Source organism: Bacillus sp. Pc3 (assembly GCF_000815145.1).
GTDB classification, from domain to species: domain Bacteria; phylum Bacillota; class Bacilli; order Bacillales; family Bacillaceae; genus Bacillus; species Bacillus velezensis.
This window is the reverse complement of record NZ_CP010406.1, coordinates 2,614,629-2,631,918: the sequence shown is the minus strand read 5'-3', so window position 1 is coordinate 2,631,918 and position 17,290 is coordinate 2,614,629. Positions and strand designations below refer to the sequence as shown.

The 17,290-nt window shown below is 37.8% G+C and carries 1 protein-coding gene; it reads right to left on the bottom strand.

The window, feature by feature from the left end; translation table 11 throughout:
• A complete protein-coding gene (locus SB24_RS12525; RefSeq protein WP_039253669.1) occupies window positions 1-17,100 on the bottom strand; it encodes a non-ribosomal peptide synthetase in 17,100 nt (5,699 codons plus the stop codon).
• Window positions 17,101-17,290: the final 190 nt, after the last annotated feature.

Here is a 17,290-nt window from a genome sequence, read left to right as displayed (position 1 = left end):
TTATTCATAATCAGTTCCATCATTTTCATAAAATTCGTTCACTTGTTGCAGTATAACTGGCAGGCTTTCTCCATCACATATAATGTGATGAATATCAACAAATAGATAGGAGGCCGTTGTTGTCTTCATTAATTTCACACGCATCAACGGTGCTTCGGATAAAACAAACGGTTGTATAAATTTATCGTATTCTGTTTGTATATCTATTTCGTCCACTTCGCTGTAGTCTATTAAAACCCTTGCGTCTGGAGAAATCGTTTGAATAGGCTCACCGTCCACAACATGGAAACTAGTTCGCAAGATTTCTTCTTGCTTTAACAGCTTATCCAAAGCCTTCTGTAATCTTTCTTTATCTAGCGGTTCTTCATAAGCATAAACGTCCGATACGTTGTAGTTAATATTAGGTCCGGTCATCTCGTCCAGAAGATAGAGTCGTTTCTGAGCTGAACTTGTAGGGTAGTATTCAGCTGCTGAAGCTTGTTCTATTGCCACAAACATCTCGCTCTCAATCGACTCGATATTTCCCGCTATCTGCTCGGGCGTACCAAAAGTAAAAACATCTCTAATTGACAATCTTACTCCTATGGCCTTCTCCAATTCATTGCACAAGAGCACTGCTTTCAGTGAAGATCCCCCTAGATCAAAGAAGCTATCAGTTACACTGACTTGTTCAATATCTAGAATGTTCTCAAATGCCTGCACGATCAGAGTTTCATATTCATTTCGTGGTGCAATATATTCCTGTGACTTGTACTGCGGCTGTGGTAATGAGGCTTTGTCAAGTTTCCCATTACTTGTAAGTGGAATCGCATCAACCGAAATAATATGTGCAGGCACCATGTAATCTGGTAATACTTTACTTAACTTGATCTTAACGTCCTTTTCTTCTATTTCTGTCTCAGTTATTACATAGGCACACAGGAATTTCTCATTCCTTTTGTCTTCTCGCACTATGACTACAGCTTCATTTATGCTTTCAAGCTCCAATAAACGGCTTTCTACTTCTCGTGGTTCAATACGATATCCTCTGATTTTTGCTTGGTCATCCATCCGTCCAATATATTCAATGTTTCCGTTAGGTAACCAACGTGCCAAATCACCTGTCCGATACATCTTTCCGGATCCAAATGGGTTGTGTACAAACTTCTCGTCTGTCAGGTCTTGTCGATTTAAATAGCCTTGAGATACACCCTCACCTGTTATACATACCTCACCCGGAACTCCAATTCCACAAAGTTCATTTCCATTTAATATATAAATCTTTAATGTTGGAAGTGGCATTCCTATATCGCTAATTCCTCTCTCGATGGCTTCAGCATCAATATCGCGATAAGTAGCGTATACCGTGGTTTCTGTTGGCCCGTACATATTAACCAGACGACAATGTCTATTGTTCTCATGCCATTTCTTCAAATGTGCTGGATAAAGTGCCTCCCCTGCAAAAATAACATATCGTAAACTATTTATGGTTTGTCCTGTCGTTGCATCGATCAACGCATAGAATGGTGAAGGTACCTGGCATAAGATGGTTACCGCTTCTTTTTGGAGCAGCTCTCCGAAGGCATATCCATCTTTTACTGTATCCTCAGAAGGTATTACAAGCTTTGCTCCATTCAATAGACTTCCGAATATTTCCCAAACCGAAACATCAAAACAATAAGAATGGAATTGAACCCAAATATCATTTTCATATAAATCAAGCTTAAACTTGTCATTCTTGAGTAATCGCACTACATTTACATGCTGAACCATAACACCTTTTGGCCGGCCCGTCGTACCTGAGGTATAAATAACATACATCAAATCACTTGAGTGATTTACATGAACAAGGTTACTGCATTCCATTTGATAATTTGCCTCATCATGAAGATGCATGACAGGAATGTCAACTTCAGGTTCTTTTGTACTGCATAATACGACCTTTGGTTTACAGTCATTAATGATATAATTAATTCTTTCCTCTGGATAAGATGGATCAACCGGTACGTAAGCTGCTCCAGCCTTTAAAATAGCGTATATACCCACCACCATCTCCAAACACTTCTCTGTTGAGATCACCACAAAGTCATTGGGTTGAATGTTATAGTCCTCACGAAGCTTTCTTGCCAGAGCATTCGCCCGTTCATTTAATTGTGCATAGGTCATCTGTTGTCCATTAAATGTGATGGCTATACTATTAGGTATTCTGGCGGCCTGCTCTTCAAGTAACTGCACAATCGTCATATTTTGAGGGAATTCTGCATCCGTCATATTGAACTCACCCAATATTTTTGCTTCTTCGTACAGATCTACCATGGCAATCTCCTGCAGCTTCTTTTCCGGAGACATTAAAACTCCTTCAATTAATGTTAAGAAGTGTTTTGCCATGTACTCGATCGTTTCTGGTTTGAATAAGTCTGTAGAATATTCAAAATCAATCTTATAGCCTTCTGAATCACTTATCATGGTTAAGGTAAGATCAAATTTAGAAATACTACCTTCAACGGATTCCCTTGTTCCAATATGAATACGATCCGAATAACTCTCTCTCTCATCGTCCTGCAATACAAACATCACATCAAATACTGGGTTTCTTGAGAAATCTCTCTTTACTCCCACTGCTTCAACTAAATCCTCGAACTGATAATCCTTGTTATCGTATGCCTGTAAACATTTCTCTTTTGTACGTAATAATACATCCTCAAATGTATCATCAGCGCACACATTCCCTTTGATTGCCAGAGTGTTTACAAACATGCCCAACATATTTTGGGTATCCGTATGGTTTCGGCCCGATATTGGCGTTCCTACTATAATTTCTTCCTGTCGACTGTATTTTCCTAACATAGAGAAAAAGGTGGATAACAACACCATAAACTCCGTTGCACCATACTTCTTCGCTAACTCTTTTACTTTAATACTCGTTTTTTCTTCTACCTGTGTTCGGAAATTAGCACCTCTAAAGCTTTGTTTATGAGGGCGTGGATAATCCATGATTAAATCCAGGACTGGTATATCACCGGAGAATTCTTTCTTCCAGTACGCTGCCTGTTCTGTGATATCTCTAGCATTTTGCCAAGCAGAAAAGTCTTTATACTGTACTCGTGGTGTTAACAATTCTCTTCCTTCATATAACTCTTGTATTTTGTAAAGCATAACTGGCATGCTTCCTGCATCACATAAAATATGGTGAATATCCAGGAATAAATATGAATTACTTGGAGTATTCAGTATTTTTGCACGCATTAGTGGTGATTTTGACAGGTCAAATGGTTGGACGAAAGTATTATATTCATCTTGGATATACTGTGAATCTGCTGTCTTTACTTCACTGTGCTCCAGCGCAATTCTTGCATCTGAAGAAATTTTTTGAATTGGTTCACCATTCACGATATGGAAACTTGTCCTTAAAATTTCCTCATGCTCTACTAATTGATCCAATGCCCTCTGAAGTCGCTCATTGTCTGGTTTAACTTTAAGCTTGATTACTAAAGGAATATTATAAGTTATACCAGGGCCTGTTAGTTGGTCCAAAAGATAAAGTCTCTTTTGAGCTGAACTTATAGAATAGCTTTCTGCTTCTGCTATTTCTGGTATTTCTTCAAACGTATTCTCCTTTGAGTTTTTTATTTGTTCTGCAATATTTTTTGGTGTAACTAAATCAAAAATTTCTCTAAGTGGTAACCTTACCCCTGTGCTCTTCTCTAATTCATTACACAGCCGGATTACATTAAGCGAGTATCCACCCAAACCAAAGAAATTGTCATTTACACTTACTCTTTCCATACCAAGTACATGTTCAAATGCCTCTACTACCAATTTTTCCGTCTGGGTCTTTGGTGCCTCATAACCCCTTATCATCTTAGTTTCTTCAATAAACTGTTCCGGGTTCGGCAATAATTTACGATCTACTTTACCATTTGCAGATAGTGGAATCTCATCTACCTGTATGAATTGTGCCGGGATCATATAATCAGGTAGATGTTTGGCTAACTCTCTTTTTATTTCTGCCAATTCTACGGTCTCATCTGCAACAATATACCCACACAATTGCTTCTCTCCATGTGAATCACTGTAATCAGCGACGACGGACTGCTGAATATGTGGCAAATGATTGATACAGTGTTCTATTTCTCCTAGTTCGACACGATGTCCACGTATCTTAACTTGACTATCTTTTCTTCCCAGGAAGTCTACATATCCTTCCGGACGCATGACACCATAATCACCTGTTTTGTACAGATAACCTAATCTATGGTTGATAAAGGCGGCCTTCGTCTTCTCTTCTTCATTGAGATAACCTGCGGCGACTCCTTTTCCACCAATATGCAGTTCTCCTGGTACGCCTACTGGGCATTCTTCCCCACATTCATCCAGTACGTAAATTTGTTGATTTTTCAGCGGATAGCCGTAAGGGATACTTTTCCACTCTGGCTTCACTTCTGTGATTGGGAAATATATGGACCATATAGAGCCTTCCGTTGCTCCACCTAACCCGATGACTTGTGCTTTTGGCATTCTTGTTTTGATTTTCGCTGGCAAACCAAGAGAAATCCAGTCTCCACTTAGCATCACCATACGTAAGCGCTCTGCTGAAGTGCTATGCACCGTGTCTTGCTTTGTGCTTTCTAGATACATATCCATAATTGCCGGAACCGAATTCCATATCGTGATTTCTTCTTCGATCATGATCTGATGAATACTGGCCATATCTAAAAGATCTGGAATTAATACTAACTGAGCTCCGCTAATGAGTGCTCCAAAAATATCATAGACGGATAAATCAAAGCTCATCGATGATAGGGCAATGATTTTATCTTCGCTATTTACTTGGAATTTCTCATTAATATCTAATAATGTATTCACTACTGCTTCATGGGTGATCACAACACCCTTAGGATGTCCAGTGCTTCCTGACGTATAGATAGCATAGGCTCTATCCTGCTGGCAGCCTTCTAACAGTTCTAAGGCGCCATCGTTATAGGTGGAAAGGTTCTCTGTTTCATATAAATCTGGATGAATCATGAGCTTGATATCACTATGTTCCACGATATATTTTATTCTTTCCTCAGGATGTTCCGGATTAACAGGAATATAAGCATGGCCGGCTTTTAAAATAGCTACCATATTTACAATGGTCTCAATTCGTCTCTCTGCCCAAACTCCAATATAAGAATTGAGTGCATAGTTTTGTTCTGCTAAATAACGAGCGACCTGATTGGATTTTCTCGCCAACTCGCCATAGGTCAATGTATCCTGTCCTAATTTGACTGCAATAGCATCGGGAGTCTTCTGGCATTGCTGGTCTATTAATCTTTGCAGTAAATCCCCTTCATAATCTCCTTGTGTACGATTGTAATCAAGCAGTAGTTGATACTGTGTTACAGGCAGCGGCATAGATGAAAGTTTATTGTCTATAACTTGCTGTAATCGAAGTTGATACGTTTCAAACATGGCACTGATCATGTCTTCATCAAACAAATCTTTTGCATAATCCCAAGTCATAATTAATTGTCCGTCTCTTTCCGCAACTTGGAAGTCCAAAAACACTTCAGGGGTCTGATTTATTCCGTATTTCAATTCTCCCCTACTACCTATATTGGCATTGAAAAAATCTACTTCGTCACGAAGCATACTCGTAAATACAAATGGCATTATAGCTTGACCTTCTTGACCACGGTGTTCAGCCAGATCACGCAGGAAATCAACCCCACTGTAAAATCTGTGGTCTAACGCTTCAAATAACCGATTCTGAATCTCAGTAGTTCTTTCCCAAAATGGTCTATGAGATGATAAATCGATATCTAACAACAATTTCGATACGAAATCCCCCATCAGAGACATTCCATCTTGATGAAAAGGCTGATTACTAAACAGATTTAAGCTAAGTGCCATATTGGATTGATTGCTCCATTTAAATAGAACTTCCGCATATATTGTGCACAATAACGCAGATGGTGCAATTTTGTTATCCAAAGCCTTGTTTCTCACAATCGCCCAGTCTGTCGCAGCAATTCTCGTTTCTAAACGTTTTACTGTTGCGTTGGTTACAGCATTCCCATTTGGAAGAAGTGGTAACTGAGGTGCATGCGGGAAATTGTCTACTTTTGCCTTCCAATAAGCTTGGTCTCTTTGCTGCAATACCCGCATCAAATCTGAAACTTGCTGTGCCAGATGATTGGCACGATGATCAAGCTCTGCTTGGGTCGAATCTTTCTCCTCTTTCTTAACATCCTCTTTCTTAAGTAGCTCTTGCAAACGGTCTTCTGGATGTTTTATAACTTCTGATAGTAATAAAACATAATCATCCAGCATTTGCTTTATCGTTTCCTGTTTAAATAAATCTGTAGAATACTCTAAGTTGACCACATAACCCTCTGATGTGTGTATTACCATTAAATTCAGATCAAACTTAGCTACTTTTCCTTCCATTGGTACCCATGTTCCACTCACAATGCTCTTTGAACCAGACATAATTTCACTCTCTGGCATCATGAACATTACATCAAATAATGGATTTCTTGATAAATCTCTCTTTACATCTACTGCCTCAACCAAGTCTTCATATTGAAAGTCCTGATTATCGTACGCACGAAGACATTTTTCTTTTACTCCAAGCAATACTTGTTCAAAACTCTCCTCTTGTTTCACTTTTCCTTTGATAGCCAAAGAGTTTACAAACATCCCCAGCATTTCTTGTGTATCAACGTGGGTTCTACCTGATACAGGAGTTCCGACTACAATTTCTTCCTGTTGACTGTATTTGCTCAATAGAATCATAAAGGTTGATAACATAGTCATGAATTCCGTAGCACCATGCTTCTTCGCTAATTCTTTTATTTCCATAAAAACTGGTTCTTCAATCTTAGTTTTTACGTTGGCACCATTGAAGCTCTTTTTCTTAGGACGTTGGAAATCTGTATTCAAATTAAGTATTGGAATTTCACCTAAGAACTCGTTTTTCCAATATGCCGCCTGCTTCGTAATATCCTGAGTCATTTGCCAAGCAGAGAAATCTTTATAATGAAGCCTTGGGATTGGTAAAGTATTTCCTTCATATAACTCGCTTATCCAGTTCATCATAATAGGCAGACTTTCTCCATCAGAAACAATATGATGAATATCCAGCATCAAGTATGAAGCTTGTGGTGTCTGTAATAACTTAACCCGCATCAAAGGTGCTTTGAATAAATCAAATGGGCAAACAAAACGATCATATTCATCTTGAATATCTAGTGTATCTGCTTCTTTGTATTCCAATACTACTCTCGCATCTGGTTGAATCACTTGAACTGGCTCTCCATTAATAAGATGGAAGCTGGTTCTTAATACTTCTTCTCTCTCTAAGAGCTTATCTAATGCTCCCTGTAACTGCTCTTTATCCAGATTGTTTTCGTATTTTATGACATTCGAAATGTTATAGGAAATACTAGGACCTACTATCTCATTGAGAAGATAAAGTCGCTTTTGAACAGAACTCATAGGATAGAACTCTGCTTCAGCTATTTTCGGTATTTCCGAAAAACGATCCTGTTGTAAGCTTCCAATTCTTTCTGCAATACGTTTTGGTGTAGATAAAGCAAATATTTCACTAAGCTGCAGTCTTATACCGATTGTCTTTTCTAATTCATTACACAATAATGTAACTTTCAGTGAATGACCACCCAAGTCAAAAAAGCTGTCATTGACACTAATTCCTGTTATTCCAAGGACTTTCTCAAATGCTTCAACTATTAACTTCTCTTCTCTATTTATTGGTGCTACATATTCCTTAGGCTTGTATTCTGGTTCTGGTAGTGCCGCTTTGTCCAGCTTTCCATTATGACTTAATGGAATTTGGTCAATTCGAATAATATACACAGGAACCATATAGTCTGGTAACTTCTTGCGTAATTCACTCTTGATTGTATCTTCGTCTAATTCTTCTATTTCTGTATGAACGACTACATAAGCACACAGATATTTTTCTCCTTGCTTGTCTTGTCGTACTACAACGGCTGCTCTACTAACTCCTTCGAGCTCCATCAAAGTACTTTCAATTTCTCCTGGTTCGATTCTGAAACCTCTTATCTTAACTTGATCATCTATACGGCCAAGGTACTCGATATTTCCATCCGGTATCCACCGTGCCAGATCACCTGTTTTATACATCATTCCTGAACCAAAAGGATTTTTAATAAATTTCTGAGCTGTTAATTCTTCACGATTTAAGTATCCACGCGACACACTTTCTCCTGCAATACATAATTCCCCTGGTACACCTATTCCGGCTATTTTTTCATTTGATAATATATAAATTTGTGTATTACTAATAGGCTTACCAATTAATATTTTATCTACATCTAAGCCTGTTGGACAATGATATCCACTGGAATTAACTGTAGTTTCTGCTGGACCATAGAGATTCAGTAGTTCTGCTCTTACTTGTCCTTTTTCCCTTAATTGATTATAATGTCTCACACTTTCCGCATTCAGTTTCTCACCAATATTAATGATATAACGCAGAGTATTTATTTTTTCTTTGCTCATATCTAATTCTTCTAGAAACATATTGAACATGGAAGGAACGAACTGGATTGCATTGACTTTATAATCCTGAATTACCTTGATGATCTTATCACTTTGACTTTCTTCTCCTTGTTGCAAAATAACAAGTTTACCACCCGCTAACATCCACCAAAATACTTCCCAGGCAAAAACATCAAATGCACAAGTGGTCTTCATTAAAAGAGATTCTCCCTCGTGTAATGGGTATTCTCTTTGTGTCCACATCTGCTGATTGACTATATTCTGATGCTCTACCATAACCCCTTTTGGTTTTCCTGTTGTACCCGATGTATAAACCAGATAAATAAGATCACGAGGAGTATTTACATGTTCTAGATTCCCTGCACCTTCTCCATAATTGCTTTCACTATATAAGTTAACAACCTTTTCAGGAGAAATATTATACTTTCCATGACCAATTAAAACCGCTTTAGGCTGGCTATCTTCCAATATATACTCGATACGTTCTTCTGGATACAATGGGTCAATGGGTACATATGCTGCACCCGACTTTATGATGGCATATAACCCGATCACCATCTCCAAACTTCTTTCTGCTATAATCGCAACAAAATCATCAGGCTGGACATGGTATTCCCGTCGTAACTTTAATGAAAGCTGATTGGCACGAGCATTTAATTCAGCGTAACTCAATTGCTCATTCCCGCATACAACTGCTGTATTATGGGGGGTTCTTGCTACTTGTTCTTCAAATAATTGTACAATTGTCTTGTCTCTTGGATAGTCGCTGTCCGTTGCGTTAAACTGTACTAATTCTTTCATTTCTTCTGCTTCACTGGTCATGCCTAATTCGATTAATTTCGTCTGTGGTGCTGCAATTGCTTGTTCCATAAGCCTTTGCAGATGGGAACCAATAATGTTTATTTGTTCCTTGTTATATAGCTTTGTACTGAAAAGAATTCTAAAATGGATACGATCACTCTTAAATGCTGTCATTCCCAAGTCATACCCAATTTGTTCGCGGTAATATTCGGATTCCACATTTAATTTGCCATCAATATTTATACTTGTTCCTTGATAGCCTTCAAAGAAGAATAATGTTCCAATTAGATCTCTTCCTAATAAAGTATGATTCTGTATTTCTGCTAAGGGAAGAAAATCGTGTTCATTTGCAATAATTGCCTGGCTCTGTAATGATTTCAACAAATCGGCAAAGGTGTCTTCGTTTGTTGTCGATATACGTACGGGTATTGTATTGATAAATAAACCAACGATTTCTTCAATACCTTCAATCTCTGCATTTCTACCAGATACAACTTTTCCAAATACAACATCATTTGTTGAGTTGTATTTTTCCAATAAAACGCCCCAACAAGCTTCTACTAGCGTGTTCAATGTTACATCATATTGGGCACATATCGCTTCTGCTTGTTCAGTTACCTCTATGCTTAACTTAAACTCTTGGCTCTGACTCTCTTCTTCTGTTTCATCTGGACGACCTAAAGGTAGAATATCAGCCCTTGTCTCATATCCTTGAAGAAGGTCTTCCCAATATTTAAGGCTCGTCTCTTTATCTTTTTCATTTATATAATGGACAAACTTTTCATAGCTACCCATTTTATTAGAAGCAGCCTGATTAGGTGTTTTTAATTGTTCTTCATCTGTTGCCATATACGCACTAAATAATTCTTTACGCAAAATTGGCAAACACCAACCATCTAAAATAATATGATGGTTTGTCATGATCAACCGATAACCACTGTTGTTTATTTTTATCAGATTCATACGAAGTAGTGTATCTTCTTCTAAATCAAATCCTCGTTTTACATCTTGTTCCTTTAAATCAAGATAATCCGATTCATTATCTACTTCCATATAATTAAATTCCGGCATTCTTTCTTTCAATACAACTTGTCTTGGTACACTTACTCCCCGATAACAGATTTTTGTACGTAAAATATCATGCTGTGTTGCTAAATACTTAAAAGCTTTGTGCATCTTCTCTACATCTACATCTGCCAATCGCAACGTCTGCTGAACAACATATTTTGTAGATGATTCATCCATAAGCTTCTCATAGAGCATTCCCTCTTGCACAGGAGCCAATGGATAGATACGTTGAATTTCCTGGCCGCGGATTTCGACAGCTTCCTGTACATAACAAAATTCGCTATCTTTCCATACGCTCTCACCAAAATCACTTGCCGTTGACTCACTCTTCTGTGCGTGGGAGCAATGTTCTGCGACTGCTATCAGTTCTTCTTCATATGCTTTTCCTATTTGCTCAATTCTCTCAGCCAAATAACGACTGCTGTTGCAGGTTACTGTCATAGATAAACTACCTTTTTGCACATGACCTATGACGTTAATGGATGGTCCAAATTGATTACGAGGATTCGTATCCTGTCCATAACCTAATTGTGAAAACTCGAAATATAGATCGCCAGATTCTTTCTTTGTTCCTAGTTCTCCAAGATAATTAAATGATATATCTGGTGCCACTTCTACATCCATTTCTTCTGGATTACCCATGGCTGCATTCTTTATGATGCCATAATCAATTCCATGTCCTGGTACGCGTCGTAGTGTCTCTTTCGTATTTCGAATATCCTGTGCAATATTAGTGCCTAACTCATCTAAAACTACGGGATATATACTAGTGAACCATCCTATTGTCCTACCTAAATCAAAAGAGCCTACTGTTTCTTCACGACCATGTCCTTCCATCTGTATAGCAAGCGTTCTCTGACCTGTTACTTTGTTTACCGCACGTCCTAGTGCTGCTACAAGCAAGTCATTAATCTCTGTATTATAAGCATGTGCACTTTCTTTTAATAACTTTTCTGTGATAGCGGCATTAAGACATGCCACGGCTGTCTTTGGTTCGAATTTATCATCAATTCCATCTTCTTTTAACTTACCATCAACCAATTTATTTTCTATTTCTGCCCAGTAAGCTAACCTTCTCTTTAACTTTTCACTCTGGCTGTAATAAGCTAATCCTTCGCTCCATACTTTAAAGGAAACGGTTTTAGCTGGTAATGTTATCTCTTTTTGATTCAAAGCTTGAGAGTAGCCCTTCTCCAAATCCTCAGTTAAAATCCGCCAGGAAATCACATCCATTATCATATGATGAGCTAGCAACATCATATAATCTTGCTCCGGCGTACTAAATAAAACAGCCTGCAATAATGGTCCTTCCGCCAAATCCATCTTTACTTTCGTTGTCTTAATTTTTTCCTGAATCTCTTCAGGTTCACATGCTATTTTTGTAAAGCCGTACCATTTCTTATCTTCTACTTTCCCTATAACCTGTTTCTTATCTTTGTACGTAGCTCTCAACATATCATGATGCTGCACTAACGCAGATAAAGCTTTTTGTAGTGCCAGATCATTTAGTTTTTCACGAACCTTAAACACTTGGCATACATTAAAATGTTCAGGATCTATCATATTTTGTGCGAAGAAGTAGTTTTGAATTGGTGTCAGTGAAATTTCACCAGTTATTTCTCCTTGCTCCGCAGGCATAATTTCTTTTTTTGTGGATAAATTTATGGCTATTAGCTTTGGTGTTCTCTCCATCAAAAGATTTCGCATGGAGCTATCGTATCCAGCTTCTCTTATCTTGTTTAGAATATGGATAGCCTTAATCGAATCTCCACCCAAATCAAAGAAATTGTCATTTACACTTACTCTTTCCATACCAAGTACATGTTCAAATGCCTCTACTACCAATTTTTCCGTCTGGGTCTTTGGTGCCTCATAACCCCTTATCATCTTAGTTTCTTCAATAAACTGTTCCGGGTTCGGCAATAATTTACGATCTACTTTACCATTTGCAGATAGTGGAATCTCATCTACCTGTATGAATTGTGCCGGGATCATATAATCAGGCAGATGTTTGGCTAACTCTCTTTTTATTTCTGCCAATTCTACGGTCTCATCTGCAACAATATACCCACACAATTGCTTCTCTCCATGTGAATCACTGTAATCAGCGACGACGGACTGCTGAATATGTGGCAAATGATTGATACAGTGTTCTATTTCTCCTAGTTCGACACGATGTCCACGTATCTTAACTTGACTATCTTTTCTTCCCAGGAAGTCTACATATCCTTCCGGACGCATGACACCATAATCACCTGTTTTGTACAGATAACCTAATCTATGGTTGATAAAGGCGGCCTTCGTCTTCTCTTCTTCATTGAGATAACCTGCAGCGACTCCTTTTCCACCAATATGCAGTTCTCCTGGTACGCCTACTGGGCATTCTTCCCCACATTCATCCAGTACGTAAATTTGTTGATTTTTCAGCGGATAGCCGTAAGGGATACTTTTCCACTCTGGCTTCACTTCTGTGATTGGGAAATATATGGACCATATAGAGCCTTCCGTTGCTCCACCTAACCCGATGACTTGTGCTTTTGGCATTCTTGTTTTGATTTTCGCTGGCAAACCAAGAGAAATCCAGTCTCCACTTAGCATCACCATACGTAAGCGCTCTGCTGAAGTGCTATGCACCGTGTCTTGCTTTGTGCTTTCTAGATACATATCCATAATTGCCGGAACCGAATTCCATATCGTGATTTCTTCTTCGATCATGATCTGATGAATACTGGCCATATCTAAAAGATCTGGAATTAATACTAACTGAGCTCCGCTAATGAGTGCTCCAAAAATATCATAGACGGATAAATCAAAGCTCATCGATGATAGGGCAATGATTTTATCTTCGCTATTTACTTGGAATTTCTCATTAATATCTAATAATGTATTCACTACTGCTTCATGGGTGATCACAACACCCTTAGGATGTCCAGTGCTTCCTGACGTATAGATAGCATAGGCTCTATCCTGCTGGCAGCCTTCTAACAGTTCTAAGGCGCCATCGTTATAGGTGGAAAGGTTCTCTGTTTCATATAAATCCGGATGAATCATGAGCTTGATATCACTATGTTCCACGATATATTTTATTCTTTCCTCAGGATGTTCCGGATTAACAGGAATATAAGCATGGCCGGCTTTTAAAATAGCTACCATATTTACAATGGTCTCAATTCGTCTCTCTGCCCAAACTCCAATATAAGAATTGAGCGCATAGTTTTGTTCTGCTAAATAACGAGCGACCTGATTGGATTTTCTCGCCAACTCGCCATAGGTCAATGTATCCTGTCCTAATTTGACTGCAATAGCATCGGGAGTCTTCTGGCATTGCTGGTCTATTAATCTTTGCAGTAAATCCCCTTCATAATCTCCTTGTGTACGATTGTAATCAAGCAGTAGTTGATACTGTGTTACAGGCAGCGGCATAGATGAAAGTTTATTGTCTATAACTTGCTGTAATCGAAGTTGATACGTTTCAAACATGGCACTGATCATGTCTTCATCAAACAAATCTTTTGCATAATCCCAAGTCATAATTAATTGTCCGTCTCTTTCCGTGACTTGGAAATCTAAAAATACTTGAGGGGTCTGGCTTATTCCGTATTTAATTTTCCCTAATTTCGTCAACGTATCTGCAAATTCCGATTTATCGAATAACATACTAGTAAATACAATTGGCATAATCGCTTTACTAGTCATTTCTCTCTTACTTGCAATATTTCGTATAACATCAACACCACTATAAAAACGATGGTCTACTGCTTCAAATAATATATCTTGAACCATAGATGCTTTCTCCCAAAAAGCACGATGAACAGATAAATCAATATCTAACAATAAAACTGATGTAAAATCTCCAATCAACTTCATTACGTCAGGATGAAAGGTCTGTCGATTAAATAATGTTAAATTAAGTGCCATTCTGGATTGATTGCTCCATTTGCACAAAACTTCCGCATAAATTGTACATAAGAATACAGATGGTGTTACACCGTACTGAGTTGCCAGGCCCTTCACAATATTCCATTGATCAGTTGTCAGACTTTTCTCCATTCGCTGAAATATTGGTTTCTCTATGAATTCTGGCTCACAAACTAATGGTAGCTGAGGTGCATAGGGAAAATCCTCTATTTTGGCTTGCCAATAGTCTTGAGCTTTTTGATAGGCGGAAGATTCACGAAAGCTCTCCAATGCCCTTACATAATCTGAGAATTGGAATGTTAAAGGTTTAATCTCCATATTCGGTTTCTCATAATAATCCATTATCTCTTGTATTAAAATTAATAAACTGCCTCCATCAGCAATTAATAAGTCAATATCCAGGAAGAGATAATTTTTCTTCTCACCAAGAATAAATGCAGTCAACTCAAATAATGGCCAATGATCTTGTTGGAAAACAAAATGTGACCTGCTATTTCTTTTTTCCAATATACGCTTTTGTTGATCCTCTAAAGACAAGTCTTGTAAATCTTCAATACAAATCTCATAAGAAGAATTAGAACGCCGAACTTTTTGCATTCCTGTCTCATCAAAAATAGTACGCAGCATAAGCTGACGCTCTAAAACATGATTCAATGCATCGTTTAAGCGTTTAATATCTAATTCTGTTTCAAACTCATAATAGGCATGGGTGGAGACATTACCCATTTCCATAATATTTTGTCTTCCAACTAAATAGGCTCCTTGTATTTCTGTTACCTGGAACGGCTCATACCACATGTCTTTATTCCCTGTTAATTCGGATGCATTGACATCCTCTGCCTTTAGTTGTTCCTCAACCATCTTAATTATTTGTTCCAGGGTGGACATTTTGAAAAGGCTTACAATAGGGATTTCGACTTGAAATCGTTGATTTATTTCATCCTGGAAACGAATCAACGTTAACGAACTAACTCCCATCCGAGAAATCGTATCGTCTACTTTCAAAGAAGGGATAGAGAATACTTCTTTTGCAATTTCAACGATTTGATTTTCAATCTCCGTTTTGTTCCATGCTGACTTCTTTGCAGATTCCTTGATACTCTGATAAGAATATGGAGCTATTGCGATAACTTCATCAAACTCATGATTCTCAAATCGCTCTATTAAAAGAAAACGTTGCACCTTTCCACTTGTTGTTTTCGGTACCGTTTTTATTGGAATTACATAATCTGCAGCTATTCCAACCCGTTCTAATACCATATCCTGCACTTGATGGGCAAGTGGCAAAAATGCCTTGGCATCTTTTCGATTATGTACAAATACTATAATTTCATCCCTGATCGATGACGAATTGCGAACACCACACACAACGACTTGAGACAACTCTGGGATCGCCAATGTTAACATATTTTCTATATCGCTAGCATAATAATTCTGACCATTTACAAACAGAATATCCTTCTTTCTGCCCATTACAATGAGTTCTCCATTGCGTAAAAGTCCTAAATCTCCTGTACAGAAGAAGCCCTGTTCATTAAAAGGGGAACTATCATGATTCATATATCCCTCAAATACATTTTTCCCCTTGATCACTATATTGCCTATGTAATTTTCCCCTAAGATGTGGTCTTCATCATCTACAATCAATATTTCTAATTCATATAATGGTTCTCCTACTATGGCAAACTCTGCTGCATTTGGCTCCTTCGTTTCTATATACTCCACTTCTTGACCAATACGAGCTTTATGACGGTTAATACATACACTTCTATTATGGCCTTCTTCAGGAATAGTAACAGCCAGACTAGCTTCTGCCATACCATAGACTTGATGGATCGTATTTTCACGCAAGCCAGAAGACGAGAATTTTTCATAAAATCGTCTAATGGTATCCATTGATATTGGTTCTGCACCACACATTATGTTTCGCACACTAGATAAATCAATATTTTCTAAATGTGAATCCTTTACAGTCTTTATCATCCAGTCTAATCCAAAATTCGGACTTACAAGCACCGTTGCTTTTAATTGCGCACATTTTTGAAGATATAGCCAAGATTTCTTTAAAAATGTACCCGAATTTAGAAGGGAATGAGATATACCCGCAAATATCGGAGTTAAATGATAACCGATCAAGCCCATATCATGTGTCAATGGTAACCAACTAGCCATGACATCATTTGTGTCTAGTTTCAAACGATCTACTATCTGTGCCAAATTATAAACTAGATTTTCATGTGTTAATTTTACTCCTTTAGGGTTACCTGTGCTGCCAGACGAATATTGTATATACGCTAAGTCCTGACAATCTACTGTAACGCATTGCCCCTCTTCCATATTACATGCTAAGGTTTCATACTTTAAGTATTTCAAATTATTGGCTTCATAACTTTCTCTAAACGTATTTAAATTTCTTTCATCAGTAATTATCCACGCATTCGGCAACTGCTCACTTACTTTCACTAACTTCTTGAAAGCTTCAGTGTCAGGCGATGCAATTAGCGGTACAGACAGAGGAACGGGGATCATGCCTCCTAAAATACAACCCCAAAACAACCTTATAAAGGATAAATTATTGTTTGTCTGAAAGATAATATAAGAGCCCTTCTGAAATCCCTGCTTTTGTAGTGCCCCTAAGATGGATTTGGCATTAAAATAAAGACTTTCATAAGACTCAAACAATTCAGAGCCATCGGATTGAGTAAAGTAAACTCCCCTTGATTTCTCGTTAGCATAAATTCCAAGTAATTGATCTAGTGTTATATTAACTCCATCCTCTAATACTGATTTTGTATAGGGTTTCATATTGCACCTCTTAAAAAGTTATTGTTTTTATGCTGCGATATTATCTTTGTTACAATTGATGCAACGTCTTGATCTTGCCTCTTTAATATTAAAATTTATGTTGAGAATTATTTATGTATATTGGCTTCTATAATTCTATTATATTATATTTAAGGATTATATCAACAAAATTCTTAAAATTTTTCCAGTT